This is a genomic window from Streptomyces mashuensis (assembly GCF_014654785.1).
Taxonomy (GTDB): domain Bacteria; phylum Actinomycetota; class Actinomycetes; order Streptomycetales; family Streptomycetaceae; genus Streptomyces; species Streptomyces mashuensis.
In genome coordinates, this window is the sequence record NZ_BNBD01000008.1 from 1 (window position 1) to 16,745 (window position 16,745).

Sequence of the window (16,745 nt, forward strand, 5' to 3'; positions counted from 1 at the left end):
CCCTACCCCTGACCAGCTGAAACGCAGTCGTCAGACTCGGAAAGACAACAGCCTCTGAGGGTTCGGATCCGATGTCATGAGCAAGAGCTTAGGAGCGTTTGAAGCATGACGCGTCCGATTTATCTCTGCCTGGCGGACTGATGCTGACCGCGCCGAGTCGGTGCCGCAGACGGGGCATCGAGCGGGCGGGGCCAGCAACGGCATGGCGCCGCGCCCATCCAGACGCTGGCCAGGACAGATACCCCTCACCACCTGATCAGCACGGTCCTTCACGAAGAGTCACACCCAAGCCCGCGTCCACGGCCTGCTCCCCGACAACAGCGTCGACACCTCCGACAGAGCGGCCGTCATCGAGGCGCTGCATCAGGCTGCTTCCTTCCGGCCCACCCCGGACAACGCGGATGAGGAACAGCGGCGGCAGGAACTCCTCCTCACCGAGCAGGGATCGGCTCTCCGGCGGCAGCTGCGCTCCCTCGCGGAAGAACGCCAGCTCCTGCACGACCTGGAGACTCAGGCCGCCGGCTACACCGGCGCCGTCGCCCGCGGCATGTCACGTCTGTCGGCGCTCAACCTCGTACCCGACCACTTTTCCGGCGAACACAGCTGCCCTCTGTGCGGAAACGAGCTCGACGAGCCCGACCCGACCGTCGCCGATATGCACACCACCCTCGCAGACCTCCGAGGCCAGCTCGACAGCGTCCAAACTGTCCAGTCCCGCCGCGAACAGGCCCTGCGCGAGATCGAGCAGACGGCAACGCGCCTACGCGAACAGCTTCGCGGCATTGAAGGCGCCCTGAGCATCATCGCCGAACAGCGCAACCAGCAGGCCGGCCTCCTAGGGCAGGCCGAAGCCCAGGCCTACACCCGCGGCCGGATCAGTGCCTACCTAGGCCAGATCAACACCACGTCCGACAGCGGACACCTCCAGCGCCTGGATTCAGACGTCGCCGTCGCCCAGCGGCTCGTCCAAGGCCTCGAAGAGCAGCTCGACACCGAGACCATCGACGACAAACTCACCCACGGCCTCAGCTACCTCAGCGGCAAGATGACCGGCCACGCCCGAACCCTGAAACTCGAACACGGCGACCGCCTGGTCCGCCTGGACCTCAAAAAGCTCACCATCGTCGCCGACACCCTCGAGGGCATCACCGAACTACTCCGCATCGGCAGCGGCAAGAACCACGTCGGCTACCACCTGTCCGCCCACCTCGCCCTCCACCAGTACTTCGTCGCCAACAGCCGGCCCGTACCTCGCTTCCTCATGCTCGACCAGCCGACCCAGCCCTACTACCCCTCCGACATGGCCAAACAGCGCGGACGGCTGGAGGACATCGCCCTGGACGAAGACCGCGTGACCGTCACCCGCCTCTTCGAACTCATGCACCAGGTCGTCAGGGAACTGTCCCCGAACTTCCAGATGATCGTCAGCGACCACGCGGACCTGCCCCACGACTGGTACCAGGACTCCATCCGCTACAACTGGCGCAACGGCGAAAAACTCATCCCCACCACCTGGCTCGAAGACCAGCCCACCCCGTAGCCAGGCGACATGCCCCCACCACTGGAGCCGGTGAAACCGGCGGCCCGAGTACCTGACTCACTACACCCAAGTAGCGGCTCATTGGAACTGCACAACGCTCGATCAACCTGCCCCACACCAAATATACGCAGGCCAAACAGCTGCTGCCGCGCTCAGCCCTCACTCCCATAACCGCAGCCGCCTGTGCCACCACCCAAGAAAACTGAGAAACCTCAGCTCTCTAACACAGCAACAACACACAAAAACTTGGCGACGACAAAACCCGTGGCTCCACAACGCGCTACTCACCGCGCTCGACCCGTGGTGGAACCCGCCCTGGCGAGCCACCTGGAACCACAGCTGGCACCAAGCCCACACCCACTCCACGGCCGGCCTGCCCTTCCCCAACCAGACCACCAAATGGATCCGCACCCAGCAACGAGCCCTACCCGCCCAGGCCCGGCCCACAAGCAACACCAAACACCCCACCAGCACACACCACACCGCCGGACCCAACCAGCCAACTGATCAACCCAGCTCAACACCCCGACTGCCGACCAAAATCAACGAACCACGACAATTGCCGCCGCGACCGGGCCCGTACACTCGTCGAGCTCGGTTCGGGCTCCTCGGACAGGACCCGGCACCTCATCGACGCCCTGTCGCTGTCGGTGCTGGTGAGTTGGGGCGCGGGCGCACCTCGCGCGCGACCACGCCGTGCGGGCGGGCCGGTTTCGTGCTTACCTGTTCGGGGGTCCTCCTGCGTTGGGAAGCACGATGCCTCACCCGTTCAGCGGCCGGGTCGGCGAGCTCTACGACCGGCTCACCGACCTGATCCGGGACACCTACGACGACAACTTCCACTACGGGTACTGGCCGGACCCGGCCGATCGCGGTTCACTGGCCCAGGCGACCGAACAGATGACCGACCAGCTCATCGCCCGGCTCGACGCCCGTCCCGGGGACACGGTGCTGGACGTCGGCGGCGGGACGGGCCAGCCCGCCCTGCGGCTGGCCCGCAGGACCGGTGCCGACGTCGTGGGCGTCAACGTCAGCCGTCACCAACTGGACATCGCCAACGCCAAGGCCCGCGCCGAGGGGCTGCACGAGAAGGTCCGCTTCGACTTCGCCGACGCGATGGACCTTCCCTACCCCGATGCGTCCTTCGACGGGGTCTGGGCGCTGGAGTCCATGCTCCACATGCCCGACCGTCCGCGCGTGCTGCGGGAGGCGGCGCGGGTCCTGCGGCCCGGCGGCCGGCTGGTGATCGCCGACATCGCGCTGCGCGCGGCGGTGGAGGACGAGGCGTCCCGGATCGCCGTAGAACGGTTCTGCGCCATCGTCAGCGCCCGCTCGCTGGAGCGGATCGACACCTATCCCCGGGCGGTGGTCGAAGCGGGCCTCGAACTCCTGGAGATCACGGACGTCAGCGCCCACACCTTCCCCACGCTCCTGGAGATGCTGGACTGCTACCGCTCCGCCCACGCCGCCCACGTGGCGGTCATCGGTGAGGAAGCCCTCGCCGAACGCGTCGAGACGTTCGAGAGCATCGTCGCCGTACCGCAGTTCGGTTATGTGCTCCTGACGGCCCGCAAGCCCTCAGCGACTCCCTGAGGGCCGCACCACCATCGCCGAACCACCGCCGAGGCGGACCGGTTCGGCGGCGGCGAGCCACCGGCCGCCCCGCAGCCGCTGGAGGCCCACGGCCGCGCCGATCTCCCGGTTGAGCGTGAAGTAGCTGTCCGGATTGAGCACGAGCCGGTGGCCGATCGCCTCCAGCCGCGCCCGCAGCGGACCGTCGTACAGTCCGGGCTCCGCGTCCGTCGTGACGCTGTCGCGCTGGCTGGCGCGCGGCGCGGCGATCGCCTCGGGCAGCGTCATGCCGCGGTCCACGTGTTCGGTGAGCACCTGGAGCACCGTGGTGATGATGGTCGGACCGCCCGGCGAGCCGATGGTGAAGTCCGGCCGGCCGTCCTTCAGGACGATCGTCGGAGCCATCGACGAGCGTGGCCGTTTGCGGGGGCCGGGCAGGTTCGGGTCGGGGACGGCCGGGTCGGCCGGTAGGAACGAGAAGTCGGTGAGCGTGTTGTTGAGCAGGAAGCCCCGGTGGGGGACGGTGATGCCGCTGCCGCCCGCCTGCTCGATGCTGAGGGTGTAGGCGACCACGTTGCCCCACTTGTCGGCCACGGTCAGGTGCGTGGTGCTGTTCCCCTCACGCGGGGTCCGCGTGCCGCGGCCCGTGCCGGCGCAGGGCTTCGGGTGCGCCGGGTCACCGGGGGCGAGCGGGCTGCGGAGCACCCTGTCCGTCCTGATCAGGCAGGCGCGCGAGGTCGCGTAGCGCGCGGACAGCAGCCCGGCCGTGGGCACGCGTACGGACCGGGGATCGCCGATCCAGCGGTTCCGGTCCGCGAAGGCGATCCGGCTGGCCTCGATATAGCGGTGCAGGTACTGGGCCTCGCCGAGCGTGGACAGTCTGGCGGGCCGCAGGATGTTCAGCGCCTCGCCCACCGCGACGCCACCGGCCGCCGAAGGAGCCATGCCGTAGACGTCCAGGCCCCGGTAGCGCACATGGGCCGGCGCCTGTTGCCGGGTCCGGTACGCCCCGAGGTCGGCGGTGGTCAGCCGACCCGGGCGGGCGTGCCAGGAGGAGCCGGGCGCGGTGGGGGGCTTGCGCACCGTCCTGACCAGGTCGCGGGCGATGGGCCCGCGGTAGAAGGCTCCGAGACCCTCGCGGGCGAGTTCGGCGTAGGTCGCGGCGAGGTCGGGGTTCTTGATGACCGTACCGACGGCGGGGGCCTTTCCTCCCGGCAGGTACAGCTTGGCCGTGTCGGGGAAGCGTGCGAAGCGTTTGACGTTGGCGACGGTCATCCGGCGGAACGTGTCGTCGACGACGAAGCCCCGCTCGGCCAGCCGCCGTGCGGGGGCGAGCACCTGCGCCGGGGAGCGGCTGCCCCAGGTGCGCAGCGCGGTCGCCCAGGTGGCGGGGGTGCCCGGGGTGCCGACGGCGAGGCCGCTGGTGACGGCTTCGTCGAAGCCGAGTCGCTTGCCGTTCTCGATGAACAGGTTCCGGCCGGCCCGTGCCGGGGCGCTCTCGCGGCCGTCGATCGTATGGACCCGGCGGTCCTTGGCGCTGTAGTGGACGAAGTAGCCGCCGCCCCCGAGGCCCGCGGCGTAGGGCTCGCTGACGCCGAGCGCGGCTGCGGTGGCCACGGCCGCGTCGACGGCGTTGCCGCCGCGGCGCAGGATCTCGATGCCCGCCGCGGTGGCGTCGGCGTCGACGCTGGCCACCGCGCCGCCGTAGCCGGTGGCGACGGGCGTCTTCGGCCGTTCCCGGACCGCCGGGACGGCTCGGGGGACCTGAGATGCCTGGGAGGCCGTCCCGAGGAGGGTGGTCGTGGCGACCCCGAGAGCGATCACCCCTCGCACGATCTTCGATCCTGCGGCCGGAACCATGCGCGCCTCCGAACAGAAGTGCATGCCCACTCCCCGGTCTCCGCCGGGGTCGGCGGCCGCGGGGCCAGGACAAGGATGTGCACCGCAGGCCGGTGTGTGACGTCGGCTCACCGGGCGGCGGCGGCCTGCCACCTCGATGGCCGCACCCGCTGCCGCCGACTGCGTCACCCGCGGCGGTGCCCGGCGCCCCCGGGCCGCACCCCGCCCCGGCACGGGGTGCCGGTCAGTCGCGGGACGCCAGCTCGTGGCGCAGGATCTTGCCGGTGGCGGAGCGGGGGATGCGGTCGACGGCCTCGATCAGCCTGATCTTCTTGTAGGGGGCCACCTGGTCGGCGACATGCCGCTGGATGGCCTCCAGGGACGTGGCCCGGCCGAGGACGACGTACGCCTTGGGAATCTCGCCGGCCGCCGGGTCCGGTACGCCGACGACGGCGGCGTCCGTGACGTCAGGGTGAGTGCGCAGGACGTCCTCCAGTTCCGCGGGGGCCACCTGGTAGCCCTTGTACTTGATGAGCTCCTTGAGGCGTCCGGTCAGCGTCAGAGAGCCGTCCGGGCCGAGGACCCCGACGTCGCCGGTGTGGAGCCAGCCGTCGGGTTCGAGGGCGGCGGCCGTGGCCGCGGGATCGGCGAGGTAGCCCGCCATGGTCTGCGGGCCGCGGATCTGCAGCTCACCCGGCCGGCCGGGACCCGCCGGGGCGGAGCCGCCGAGGGGGACGACACGGCATTCGGTGCCGGGCAGGGCGGGGCCGACGGTACCGGCGGCCCGGGGGCCCGCGTCGGGGACGATGTGGGTGCAGTTGCCGGTCTCGGTCATCCCGAACCCCTCGACGACGGGCGCCCGGAGGAGTTCCTCGGCCCGCCGGTGCTGGGCGGCTCCCAGGGGCGCGCTGGCGGAGACGACCAGGCGCAGGGCCGACAGGTCGTACCGGGCGACGAGGCCGGGGGCCGCGGCCAGCGCGGCGAGCACGGCGGGGGTGAGGTAGACCCGCGTCACGGCGTGCCGCTCGACCAGGCGCAGCATCAGGGCCGGGTCGAACCGCCGCAGGGTGATGGTGCGGGCGCCGGCGCGCAGCGCGGGGTGCAGGGCGCACTGGAGGGCGTAGACGTGGGTGAAGGGCCCGGTGGCCAGGACGGTTTCGTCCGCCGCGACGCGGTGGGCGGCCGCCATGGCGGCCATGCCGGCGACCAGGGACGCGTGGGTGAGCATGACGCCCTTGGGGTGTCCCGTGGTGCCGCTGGAGTAGGGCAGCAGCGCGAGGTCCTCGCCCCGGCCGGTGCAGGAGGGCGGGACGGGCGGGTGGGGGGTGTCGTGGCGCAGCCCGGCGAAGTCGTGCCCGGCGTCGGGGGACGTGAGGGTGAAGGTCCGCAGGCCGGTGCGGGCCGGGGTGTCGGGGGGACGCCCCGGCGAACAGGTGACGAGGACCGAGGCTTTGCTGTGGGCGAGCTGGCGCCGGGTCTCCTGCGGGCTGCTGAGGACGCCGACGGGGGTGACGACGGCGCCCAGGGACAGAGCCGCGTGCAACAGGACGGGGAGCGCGGCCCCGTTGGGGACCTGCAGGGCGACGACGGCGCCGGGGCCGACGCCGGCGTCGGCGAGTCCGGCGCGCACTTGGCGGACGGTGGTCAGCAGGGCGCTGTACGAGGTGGGTTCGGCGGTGTGGGCGTCGATCAGCGCCGTCCGGGTGCCGAACCGGGAGGCCCCGCCAAGGACGTGTTCGGTCAGTGCGGCGGCCCGGGCGGGGGGTGGGGTGGCGGGTCGGGCGGTGGGGGGCGGGGGCATCGGTGGCCTCCTTCGGTGGTCCGTGCGGATGCGGGGGTCAGATCGCGGACAGGGCCACGGCGGGGCGGGTGATGCGCAGGGGAGCCCGGTCGGTCGCGGGGCGGCGGCCCGTCGCCAGGTCGGCCAGCAGGCGCCCGAGGACGGGGGCGAACTTGAAGGCGTGGCCGCAGTCGCCGGCGAACACGGCGATCCGCGGGTCGGACGGCAGGGTGTCCAGGATGAATCCGTTGTCCGCCGTCATCGCGTAGGGGCTGATGTGGCGGCCGACGCACTCCCCCACCCCCACCAGGCGGGTGCGCAGGAAGGAGTCCAGGCACCGGGCCACTCCGGGATCGGGTGCGGTCGGCAGTTCGTCGGGCTCCGCGGCGCGCATGGCCGGCGGGCACCAGTCCACGCCGGTCTTGACGAGGGGCGGGGAGCCCTCGGCCGGGAAGCCGTAGTACAGGCCCTCGTCGGCGCCGCGCGGCGGGGTGAAGCAGAACCACTGGGGGTAGTGGGCCGCCAGGGCCGGGTCGACGGCGTAGTGCGCCCACAGCATCCCCCACAGCTCGATGCGGACCCTGAGGCCCAGGTGGGCGAGGAGGCGGTTGGTCCAGGCGCCCGCGGCCAGGACAAGGCGGTCTGCCTGGAGGGCGCGGCCGCTCTCCAGCGACACCTCCAGCGGCTGTCCCCGCCGGGCGGGTCGGCGGACGGCCACGACGGTCTCGTTGTTGAGGAAGACGGTGCCCGCGCGGACCGCGCGGCCGGCCATAACCTCCAGGGCGCGCCGGGAGCGCAGGGTGCCCGCGGTGGCCTCGAACAGTCCCTCCGACCCCTCGGGCGGCCGCAGCGGCCAGCGGGCGGCGATGGCGGCCGCGTCCGGGGCGTCGAACGGCAGCGACCTCTCCCTCATGACCCGGCGCGCGCCGGGGATGTTGCCCTCGATGGAGTCCTCGGCGCCGCGGTCGCCGAAGAACAACAGGCCGCAGTCGTCCAGCAGGGTGGTGCGGCTGTCCGTTTCCAGGTCTCGCCACGCGTCCAGCGACGCCTGGGCGAGGCGCGCGTAGTACGGGTCGGAGTACATACGGCGGAACATCCGGCTGGTGCCGGACGACCCGCCGCCGGAGTTGCCCGGGTGCGCCGATTCGACCACGGTGCAGGCCTCGCCCGCCTCTGCCAGGGCCCATGCCGTGGCGCACCCGGCCATCCCCCCGCCCACGACGACGATGCCGGCGCTCATACGGCGGTTCCCACGGGCGCGAAGCGTTCTCCGCACAGCGGGGCGCTCCGTCCCTCGCGTGCCATCTCGTGCACGACGCGCGTCGCGGTGGCGCGCGCGTCGTCCTGCACGCGGTGGAGGAAGGCCGTCGCCTTGTCGTACGTCCGCTGCCGCACGAAGGCGTACACGTCCTCGGGCCGCGCGCCTCCGAAGACCTCGGGCGCGTAGTGCTCGATGGAGTCGCAGATCACGGCGCCGGGGCTGACGATGGGGCCGGGCAGATAGGTGATGCCCCGTCGGCGCAGTACCTGGGCGGTGGCGTGGGTGGGGGTCAGCAGGGCGTTGGCGGCTCCCGCGATCGCCCGGCAGGCCAGCCGTTCCGCCGTCAGGGTGTCGATCAGTCCGCTTCCCGAGCAGGGGATGAGCACGTCCACGCGGCGTCCCACCCATTCCTCGACGGGCATGCAGCCCTTCACCACGGCTTCCGGCCGGATGTCGTGGGTGTACACCTCGGCTCCGCGGTCGCGCAGGATCGCGGCCACCGCCGCGCCGACCTTGCCCGCTCCGTGCACGAGGACGGACAGCCGTGAGGCGTCCCGTCCCAGGTGGGAGGCGACGCTGTCCACGGCGCCGACCACTCCGGCGGCGGTGGCGGTGTTTACGTCGACGGACGGGTTGCCGAAGCCGCACAGCACGTGCGGGGTGAGGCCGGCCAGCGACCGCATGTCGCCCGTGTCGACTCCCATGTCACAGCCGGTGAACACCCTTCCGTCGAAACGGTTGAGGGCGGCGGCCACGGCCGGCCACAACTGTGCGCGGGACCGGAAGTCGACGGCGACGATCTTCGCGCCGCGGAAGCCCGTGGAGTACAGGTCGTGTTTGACGGCCATCTCCCGCGCGAGCCGTTCGGCCAGCGCCCTCGCCGGTTCCTCCCGCAGCCCCGGGGCGAGCCGCAGGCCCCCGTTGGCGGGCCGCCCTCCCGGGTCCGCCGCGGCGACGAAGAAGCGGGTCACCGTCTCCCCGCGCTGGTGCACGTACTGGGTTGTGGTCACGCTGTCGTTCACGCTGAGTCTCCCTGATGAGGGCATGACCCGGCCCCTTGGGCCGCGACGCGACCGTATTGCGTCAAGGAAAGGGGAAAAGGCCATGCAATGGCCAGTGAGGCGAGCTTGCCGGACCGTGGACTGGATTTCTTTTCCCGCGCGGAGCCGAATTCGCGGGTCTACCCCCGAGGCCGTCGCGCCTCTCCTCCATAGGGAATTTCCAGTGAATGGCGCGGCAAAACACCGATGGGCATCGCCGACCCTTCGGTCCGGGGCGGCGGAATAACTGTCCCGATTGTTCTTGTTCGTCGCACTGTTTGTTCGTCGAGTGAACTCCCGATTCGGCGGCCGGCGCCGGGGATGCGGGCCCGTGGCGGGCCGGGCCACACTGGGCGGGTGCGCTATCTCGTCACCGGCGCCACGGGCTTCGTCGGCAGGCGCCTGCTGAGCCATATCGCCGCGCGCGGCGACGAGGCGGTCGTCGTGGTGCGCGACCGCAGGCGGCTGCCGCCCGGCGTTCCCGTCACCCGGGTGGTCGAAACGGACCTGACCGATCCGCGCGCGCTGCCGGAGGCGATCGGCGCCGCCGACTGTGTCCTGCACCTGGCCGCCGTCACCCGGGCCTCCCACCCCGCCGACTACCTCGCGGTCAACGCGGGCGTCACCAGAGCGCTGTGCGCGGCGGCTGCCGCGCTGCCGCGCACGCCCCGCGTCGTCTACTGCTCGTCACTGGCCGCCGCCGGTCCCGCCACGGCGGGGCGCCCACGGGCGGAGGGGGACCGCCCCGCCCCCGTCTCCTGGTACGGGCGCAGCAAGCTCGGCGGGGAGCGGGCCCTGCTCGCGGCCGCCGACCGTGTGCCCGGGGTGATCGTCCGGCCAGCCTTCGTCTACGGGCCCGGCGCCGGCCTGGGCTTCCTGCCGGGGCTGATCGCGCCCCCGGCCGACCCGGCCGTCCTGCTCGCCTGGGCCCCGGTCCCGCGCCGTCTGAGCGTCGTCCACGTCGACGACGTGTGCGCCGCCCTGCTCGCGGCGGCGAAGCACGGCAGGCCGGTGCGCCCGGGGCGGCCCGGTGAGGGCGTGTACCAGGTGACCGACGGCGAGGAGCATCCCGTCGAGGACGTACGCGCTGCCCTGGCGCGCCTCCTCGGGCGCCGGAGGCTGTGGCTCCACGGACTGCCGCGCCCCCTGGGAGTGGCGGCCACCCGCGCGGCCGAGGCCCTCGCCCGGGTACGCCACCGGAGCCCCGCGATGACCCGCGACCGCCTCGCCGACCTGCGGTGCCCCGACTGGACGTGTTCCATCGACAACGCCGTCCGGGACCTCGGCTACGCCCCCGCCGTCACCCTGGCCGCCGGAATGCCCGCCACCGTCGCCGCCCACCGGTCCCGCTCCCGCTCGTATGAACAGGCGGGGGGCGGCATCCCGCTATAACCTCCTTTGTGTCCTTTCCATGCGCGGGGAGGTATCGATGACGACCGACGTCCTGCCCACCGACCTGGACGAGCACCGCGAGCGGAACACCGCGGACGCGGCCGTACGAGAGCTGGCGGGCCGTATCGCCGAGGCCGGTGTGGAGTGCGTCTACTACCAGGTCGTCACCCTCACGGGCCGGATCGTCGGCAAGGTGGCGCCCGCCGCGCGGCTCGTGCGCAACCTCGAGAACGGCGTGCAGCTGCACCCCGCCCTCCTGACCGACGCCCGGGTCGGCCGGACGGGCGCCATGCTGGGCGCGGGCGCGGCGGCAGCGGAGTGCACCGCGATGCCGGACCTGGACTCCTTCGGCATCCTGCCCTGGGACACCCGCACCGCCTTCTTCTTCTGCGACCTGTACGAGTCCGGCCACCGGCCGGAGGGCGTCGCGGGCCGTCCGCTGGCCGCCGACGTCCGCGCCCACCTCCGGCGGGTGCACGGCGGCTTCACCGCCCGTACCGGCCTGGAGCTCCGCAGCGGGCTCGAACTGGAGACGACCTGGCTGGTCCCCGGGCTGGAGGCCGTCGGCCACGACGATCTCGCGAGCACCATCTACCACCTCGACCACATGGAGCGGTACCGCCCGGTCTACCGGAAGATCATCGCCTACGGACAGGCCCTGGGCTTCGAGATGACCGAGGGCAACTGCGACGACCCCGGACAGCTCGAACTCAACTGGATGTTCGACCGTGCCGAGGTGACCGCCGACCGGCTCGTCCTGCACCGGCAGATCTGCCGTCAGGTGGCCCGCGAGACCGGTGCCACCGTGAGCTTCATGCCCAAGCGCGCCACGGCCGGACTGGGGAACGGATGCCATCACAACCTCAGCCTCTGGCGCGGCGAGCACAACGTCCTGGTCGACCCCGGGCTGACGGAACTGCACCTCACCGAGACGGGCCGGCACGCCCTCGGCGGCATCCTCTCCCACACCGCCGCGGCCACGGCGGTCATGGGCCCGACGGTCAACTCCTACAAGCGGTTCGCGGACGAGGGCCATTTCGCCCCCCTGCGGGTCGACTGGGGCATGGACGACAAGACGTGCGCGGTACGAGTACCGGCCATCGGGAGGCTGGAGTTCAAACCGCCCGACGCCATGGTCAACCCCTACCTCTCCCACGCCGTGCTGATCGCCGCGATCGAGGACGGGCTGACCGGCCGTACGGAACCCGGCCCGCCCGAGGACGCCGGCTCGGGCACCCCGGCCGACCGGTTCGCCGCGCTGCCGAAAACGCTGGGAGAGGCGCTGGAACTGCTCGCCCGGGACCGGGTCGTCACCGGCGCGCTCGGCCCGGAACTCACCGCGCTGTACACGGCCCTCAAGGCCGACGAGTGGGAGCGCTTCTGCTGTTCCGTCACCGACTGGGAGCACGCCATGTACGGCCAGGGCGGCTGCTGAACCCCGAGACGGAACGAGCCCGGGAAGAATTCCGGGGGCGTGATGCTTTTCGTGTCGTCGTTTCAGCCTCCCGGAATGAAACGGAATGTGCGCCGTTGACCACCGACGGAGTCCGCTCCTAAGGTTTTCGTGAGCACCGTTGTGCCGTTTCTCGGAGGGTGACCCATGACGGACCAGATTTCCTCCGTTTCAGCCCCGACCACGATGGACAAAGTAATCGACCGACTGCGGGCGCGTTCCCTGCAGACCGGCGGCGCGCGACAGATGTACGAGAAGACCATCGCGGGGCTGGACGGCCCGCGCGTGCGATTCACCGACGGCACCAATCCCCTCATGCTGGCCACCTACGACTATCTGGGCCTGCTCGACGACGAGCGCATCAACCAGGCGGTGAAGGACGCGGTCGACACTTTCGGCACCGGCGGCCACGGCTCCCGCGTCTGGGGCGCCACCCTGACCCTGCACCGGCGGCTGGAGCAGGAGATCGCCGAATGGGTCGGCACGGAGGCCGCGCTGGTCTTCGCCTCCGGCTTCGTGACCAACTTCTCCGTCATCGCGTCGCTGGCGGGCCCGGGCGACTGGCTGCTGTCCGACCAGCGCAACCACGCGAGCATCGTCGACGGCTGCGCGGCCGCCAAGAGCGCCGGGGCCGTCGTCAAGGTCTACCGGCACAACGACGCCGCCCACCTGGAGGAACTCCTCACCCAGGCCCCGCCCGACGCGGCCAGGGTGGTCGTCACCGACGGGGTGTTCAGCATGGACGGCAACCTGGTCGACCTGCCCGGCATCGCGGAGACATGCCGGCGCCGAGGGGCCCTGCTGTTCCTCGACGAGGCCCACAGCCTCGGCGTCATCGGCCCCCACGGCGGGGGGACCCCCGACCACTACGGCCTCCCGAACGCCGCCGACCTGGTGATGGGCACCCTCAGCAAGTCGATCCCCGCCTCCGGCGGCTTCGTCGCCGGGCGCCACGACCTGATCGAGGCACTGCGCTTCACCACCCGCGCCTACGTCTACACCGGTGCCCCCTCACCCCCCAACACGGCTGCAGCCCTGGCCGCGATCCGCCTGGTACGGCAGGAGGGCGACCAGCGCCGCGCCCGGCTCCGCCGCAACCTCGACCGCCTCCTGCACCGGGTGCGCCAGGAGGGCCTGCGCACCACCGATACCGGCAGCGCCATCGTGCCCGTCATCCTGGGCGAGAACGCCGTCGCCATCGAGGTGAGCCGACTGTGCCAGGAACAGGGCCTGTTCGTCCTGGCCGCCGTGCCACCCCTCGTCCCCGCCGGAACGGCCAGGCTGCGCCTGAACGTCACGGCCGCCCAGAGCCTCGACGACATCGACCGGACCGTCGACATCATCGCCGCCGCGGTACGGCGCGTCGGTGCGGGAAGTCTCGTCGCGACATGACCCGCCCAACGTGAAGGCGCGCCGGGCAGCGGATGAGATCACCATCTCGTCGCACCGGCGCGCCGGGCCATGGTTCAAATCCGTGCGTGACAGCGCCCGTGTTCCCCGGCAGATTCGAGTAGCGCATGGTCGAGCCTCTACGCCCGGGAGATACCCGGCGTATTGGTCCGTATCGGCTGAAGGGTCGGCTGGAGGGTCGGCTGGGCGCGGGCGGCATGGGGCAGGTCCACCTCGGTACGTCGCGGGCGGGCCGGAAGGTCGCGGTGAAGCTGATCCTCCCCGAGCTGGCGAACACGCCGCAGTTCCGGGCCGCTTCAGCCGCGTTCGGGCCGAGCACGTACGCCCGCGCCCTGGGCTCCGGACACGTCACCGTCGGCATGGGCCCCGACGCCGCGCAGCAAGTCGCCACCACCCTGACCGCCGAGGAGGCAAGCCGGAAGGGATGCCGACGCTGGCTCGGCCATGGCTGGAAGGGCATCGAGGCCGCCCCGGCTCGGTAGGCGACGCCGCGTTGCCGCCTGGCTCCCTCGGTTTGGCCCCCGCCGCAGGGCCGCGGGCCGTAAGGTCCGGCCATGGGCGACACCTATGTGCCGCATGCCTTCTCCCACATCGACGCGCATCCTCAGCCGGTACGGCTGGTCAACGCGCTGCACCGGCTGCGTAGCGAGCCGTTCTTCGTCTCGTACAAGCAGCGCCTGCGCGACCTGCTCCAGGCGCAGCCCGGGCAGCGGCTCCTCGACGTCGGGGCCGGCACCGGGGATGCCGTGCGGGAACTCGAAGAAGCGACCGGCGCCGTGGCCGTCGCCTGTGACCTGTCCCGGACCATGTGCGCCGAGATGAAGCATGCCGGCGTGCGGCAGGTGGCTGTCGCCGACAGCCACCTGCCGTTCAAGGACGCGGTGTTCGATGGGGCATGGGCGGACCGTGTCCTCCAGCACGTTGAGGATCCCGGCCGGGCGCTGGACGAGATGCTGCGCGTCGTCCGCCCTGGAGGACGCATCGTCGTCTGCGACCCGGACACGGCGACCCAGGCTCTCAACATCGAGGACCACCGCCTGGCCTCCAAGATCCTGGGACTGCGCCAGACGTCCAGCATCCGGCACGGCACCTTCGCCCGCCGCGTTCCCGGCCTCCTCACCGCATGCGGTCTGCTCGACGTCGAGGTCGAGCCGCGCACGCTTCTCGTCCGCGACAAGCACACCGTCGACGGCACGATGGGCATCCGCGACTGGGCCGACGTCTTCGCCGACCTCGGCTCCCTCGACCGCGCTGAAGCAGGCCACTTCAACGCACTCCTCGATGACGCGATCGAGAGCGGCCAGTTCCTTTACTCCGTCACCTACTTTTTCACCTCCGCCACCATGCCCGGTGCCCGTCGATGAGGCCAGCGCTCTGATGCCGTGGTACCCCAACGGCATGGCCGCGCTCCTCGAGCACGGCGTCGCCGGTCATAGCGCCGTTGCGAGCAGCGCACCCAGCTCTGCAGCGGCCGCGCGGTGAAGCCAGTAGGGTGCGCCGGGTGAAGAGTGAACGCCTCTCAGCCGGCACCTTCCGTCTCGTCGTCACGGGGGGAGGGACCGGTGGCCACACGTACCCGGCGCTCACCGCGATCCGTGCTTTGCAGAAGCGGTTGTCGGCCGAAGGCAGATCTCTCGACGTGCTGTGGATCGGCACTGCCGATGGTCTGGAGGCACGTGTGGCGCCGGCTGAGGGGATCGCGTTCGCCACGGTGGCGACAGGGAAGATCCGTCGCTCGAGTAACCCGCTCAAGATGATGTCGGCGGCGAACGTGAAGGACATGGCCCGGGTTCCGCTCGGCGTGGCCCAGGCGAGGAAGCTGGTCGCGAACTTCCAGCCGGACGTGGTCCTGGCCACCGGCGGCTACGTTGCCGTCCCGGCGGGTCTTGCCGCCCGTATGTGCCGTCGCCCGCTGGTGCTGCACGAGCAGACGGTGCGCCTGGGCCTGGCCAACCGGAAGCTGGCGAGCTCAGCAACGCGGATCGCGGTGTCCTCGGAGTCGACCGTGCCCCTCCTGCCCGAGGCGGTGCGCGACGCCGCAGTCGTCACCGGGAACCCGGTCAGGCCGGAGGTGCTCGCCGGGCACCCGGACAAGGCGGTGGCGGCCCTGAGCCTGCACGGTTTCGACCGGCGGCTGCCGACCGCGTACGTCACGGGCGGTGCGCAGGGTTCCCAGCAGATCAACGGCCTCGTCCGAGATGCCCTGCCTTGGCTCCTGGAGCGAGCGAACGTGATCCACCAGTGCGGGCCCGACAACGTCGAGGAGCTGCAGCGGCACGCGGCGGCCTTGCCGGCGCCGTTGGCCGGCCGGTACTACCTCGCCGGGTTCGTCGGCCCGGAACTTCCCGATGTCCTGGCGCTCGCGGACATCCTCGTCTCGAGGAGCGGGGCAGGGACCCTGGCCGAGCTGACCGCCCTCGGCAAGCCGGCTGTGTTCGTCCCGCTCGCCTCCTCGGCGGGGAACGAGCAGGCACACAACGCGCGCCACCTGGAAGAGGCCGGTGCCGCTGTTGCTTTGCTCGGTGAGGTCACCGTCGGCCGGCTTCGGGACGCGGTGGGCCCGCTCCTGGCCGATCCCGCGCGCCGGGATGCGATGGCGGAGCGGGCCCGGGCGCACGGGAGGCCGGACGCGGCGGACCGGCTCGTCGACGTGATCCTGTCCGCCGCATCCGGCTGACCGGCGCCTGGGGCTACCGGAGGCTTCGGCCGAGGTGCAGTGCTGTGCCCGCCTCGATCAGCACGGCGCAGTCGTTGAACGCGTCGTCGCCCTGGCCCATCGGGTCGGGGAGGTCGCGATCACCGAGGTAGAGGCCGAGCTTGCGCCCGTGGGCCTCGCTGCAGATCGCCCGGAGCGCGTCCAGGACGGCGGCGTCCATCGCCAGGACGTCGTCCGCCCAGTCCAGCATTCCCAGGGTGATCTGCTGCGCCCGGTGAGGGGTGAGGTCGAGCCCCGGCCGCCGGGCGGCATGGATCATCGACGGGTTGGCGGGCTGGTCCTGCCATTTGCCGATCAGCCCCGCGGAACGGACCGTCGCGGCCGCGCCGCACCTGCGGGTGAGCGCGACCTGGGCGAACGGGGAGCGGCAGTAGTTCCCCAGGCACACGGTCAGCAGCTTGCGCATCACGCACCTCCGGATGTCTTGAGGGCCTGTGCGAGGGCGGAGACCACGAGATCGATGTCCGTCTCGGTGAGGTGCTGGTGGAAAGGCAGGCTCAGGATCTCCTTGCCGGCCTGCTCGGTGGCCGGCAGGGGGCGGCGCCAGGGCGCGAAGGCGGGCTGGAGGTGGTTGGGCGGGTAGTGGACGCCCACGCCGATGTGGGGTGATGGCGACTTTTGAATCTGGCTCTGACCGGAAGGCCGTGAATCCCCAGGTCAGCAGCGGGAACGCAAGATCGTTTCAGCAGGGTGTACTGCTCCGTGACGGTCAAAGTGATCGAGGGTGTGCTGTTCCCCGGGG

Annotated in this window: 15 protein-coding genes; 8 read left to right on the top strand and 7 right to left on the bottom strand. The window is 71.6% G+C overall.

Annotated elements, in window-relative coordinates:
• Nucleotides 1-256: 256 nt before the first annotated feature.
• Nucleotides 257-499, bottom strand: coding sequence for a hypothetical protein (locus IE305_RS19370; RefSeq protein WP_190130928.1), 243 nt, complete (start codon nt 497-499; stop codon nt 257-259).
• Between the two features lie 48 nt (nt 500-547).
• Between IE305_RS19370 and IE305_RS33105 the strand changes: the two genes are divergently transcribed.
• Nucleotides 548-1,540: a DUF3732 domain-containing protein gene (locus IE305_RS33105; protein ID WP_229891209.1), complete on the top strand. Its 993-nt coding sequence runs from the start codon at nt 548-550 to the stop codon at nt 1,538-1,540.
• Nucleotides 1,541-2,296: 756 nt separating this feature from the next.
• Complete coding sequence (locus IE305_RS19380) at nt 2,297-3,133, top strand: class I SAM-dependent methyltransferase (protein ID WP_190130929.1); 837 nt, start codon at nt 2,297-2,299, stop codon at nt 3,131-3,133.
• Here IE305_RS19380 and ggt read toward each other — a convergent pair.
• The 4 genes from ggt to IE305_RS19400 form a co-directional block, all read right to left on the bottom strand.
• On the bottom strand, nt 3,119-4,972 hold the full coding sequence (ggt, locus tag IE305_RS19385) for a gamma-glutamyltransferase (protein WP_190131168.1): 1,854 nt from the start codon (nt 4,970-4,972) through the stop codon (nt 3,119-3,121). The genes IE305_RS19380 and ggt overlap by 15 nt on opposite strands.
• A 223-nt stretch (nt 4,973-5,195) precedes the next feature.
• Nucleotides 5,196-6,752 carry an AMP-binding protein gene (locus IE305_RS19390; protein ID WP_190130930.1) on the bottom strand — a complete coding sequence of 519 codons (1,557 nt, stop codon included), beginning with the start codon at nt 6,750-6,752 and terminating at the stop codon, nt 5,196-5,198.
• A 37-nt stretch (nt 6,753-6,789) separates the two neighbouring features.
• Nucleotides 6,790-7,971 carry an FAD-dependent oxidoreductase gene (locus tag IE305_RS19395; RefSeq protein ID WP_190130931.1) on the bottom strand — a complete coding sequence of 394 codons (1,182 nt, stop codon included), beginning with the start codon at nt 7,969-7,971 and terminating at the stop codon, nt 6,790-6,792.
• Nucleotides 7,968-9,014 carry a Glu/Leu/Phe/Val dehydrogenase gene (locus IE305_RS19400; RefSeq protein ID WP_190130932.1) on the bottom strand — a complete coding sequence of 349 codons (1,047 nt, stop codon included), beginning with the start codon at nt 9,012-9,014 and terminating at the stop codon, nt 7,968-7,970. Before IE305_RS19400 ends, IE305_RS19395 begins: the two co-directional genes overlap by 4 nt.
• 375 nt (nt 9,015-9,389) lie before the next feature.
• Here IE305_RS19400 and IE305_RS19405 point away from each other — a divergent pair, with 375 nt between their 5' ends.
• From IE305_RS19405 to IE305_RS19430, 6 genes are all read left to right on the top strand, one after another.
• Complete coding sequence (locus IE305_RS19405; RefSeq protein ID WP_190130933.1) at nt 9,390-10,424, top strand: NAD-dependent epimerase/dehydratase family protein; 1,035 nt, start codon at nt 9,390-9,392, stop codon at nt 10,422-10,424.
• A 37-nt stretch (nt 10,425-10,461) separates the two neighbouring features.
• Nucleotides 10,462-11,859, top strand: a complete 1,398-nt coding sequence (locus IE305_RS19410; protein ID WP_190130934.1) for a glutamine synthetase family protein — start codon at nt 10,462-10,464, stop codon at nt 11,857-11,859.
• Nucleotides 11,860-12,024: 165 nt separating this feature from the next.
• A complete protein-coding gene (locus tag IE305_RS19415) occupies nt 12,025-13,269 on the top strand; it encodes an aminotransferase class I/II-fold pyridoxal phosphate-dependent enzyme (protein ID WP_190130935.1) in 1,245 nt (414 codons plus the stop codon).
• Nucleotides 13,270-13,484: 215 nt separating this feature from the next.
• Nucleotides 13,485-13,769: a hypothetical protein gene (locus IE305_RS33685; protein WP_190130936.1), complete on the top strand. Its 285-nt coding sequence runs from the start codon at nt 13,485-13,487 to the stop codon at nt 13,767-13,769.
• A gap of 72 nt (nt 13,770-13,841) precedes the next feature.
• Entirely contained in the window at nt 13,842-14,651 is an 810-nt protein-coding gene (locus IE305_RS19425; RefSeq protein ID WP_190130937.1) for a methyltransferase domain-containing protein, read from the top strand.
• Nucleotides 14,652-14,788: 137 nt separating this feature from the next.
• Entirely contained in the window at nt 14,789-15,964 is a 1,176-nt protein-coding gene (locus IE305_RS19430; RefSeq protein WP_190130938.1) for a UDP-N-acetylglucosamine--N-acetylmuramyl-(pentapeptide) pyrophosphoryl-undecaprenol N-acetylglucosamine transferase, read from the top strand.
• A 13-nt stretch (nt 15,965-15,977) separates the two neighbouring features.
• Here the strand turns inward: IE305_RS19430 and IE305_RS19435 are convergent, their stop codons facing one another.
• Together IE305_RS19435 and IE305_RS19440 are read right to left on the bottom strand one after the other, a co-directional pair.
• Nucleotides 15,978-16,409: an arsenate reductase/protein-tyrosine-phosphatase family protein gene (locus tag IE305_RS19435; protein ID WP_190130939.1), complete on the bottom strand. Its 432-nt coding sequence runs from the start codon at nt 16,407-16,409 to the stop codon at nt 15,978-15,980.
• Nucleotides 16,409-16,597 carry a DegT/DnrJ/EryC1/StrS family aminotransferase gene (locus IE305_RS19440; protein WP_229891210.1) on the bottom strand — a complete coding sequence of 63 codons (189 nt, stop codon included), beginning with the start codon at nt 16,595-16,597 and terminating at the stop codon, nt 16,409-16,411. The genes IE305_RS19435 and IE305_RS19440 overlap by 1 nt, the downstream gene beginning before the upstream one ends.
• Nucleotides 16,598-16,745 lie beyond the last annotated feature (148 nt).

Excerpts from the sequence above, each read along its gene's own strand:
- IE305_RS19395 (WP_190130931.1), bottom strand. The coding sequence starts at position 7,971 with ATGAGCGCCGGCATCGTCGTCGTGGGCGGGGGGATGGCCGGGTGCGCC.
- IE305_RS19425 (WP_190130937.1), top strand. The coding sequence starts at position 13,842 with ATGGGCGACACCTATGTGCCGCATGCCTTCTCCCACATCGACGCGCAT.
- IE305_RS19410 (WP_190130934.1), top strand. The coding sequence starts at position 10,462 with ATGACGACCGACGTCCTGCCCACCGACCTGGACGAGCACCGCGAGCGG.
- IE305_RS33105 (WP_229891209.1), top strand. The coding sequence starts at position 548 with ATGTCACGTCTGTCGGCGCTCAACCTCGTACCCGACCACTTTTCCGGC.
- IE305_RS19390 (WP_190130930.1), bottom strand. The coding sequence starts at position 6,752 with ATGCCCCCGCCCCCCACCGCCCGACCCGCCACCCCACCCCCCGCCCGG.
- ggt (WP_190131168.1), bottom strand. The coding sequence starts at position 4,972 with ATGGTTCCGGCCGCAGGATCGAAGATCGTGCGAGGGGTGATCGCTCTC.
- IE305_RS33685 (WP_190130936.1), top strand. The coding sequence starts at position 13,485 with ATGGGGCAGGTCCACCTCGGTACGTCGCGGGCGGGCCGGAAGGTCGCG.
- IE305_RS19380 (WP_190130929.1), top strand. The coding sequence starts at position 2,297 with ATGCCTCACCCGTTCAGCGGCCGGGTCGGCGAGCTCTACGACCGGCTC.
- IE305_RS19435 (WP_190130939.1), bottom strand. The coding sequence starts at position 16,409 with ATGCGCAAGCTGCTGACCGTGTGCCTGGGGAACTACTGCCGCTCCCCG.
- IE305_RS19415 (WP_190130935.1), top strand. The coding sequence starts at position 12,025 with ATGACGGACCAGATTTCCTCCGTTTCAGCCCCGACCACGATGGACAAA.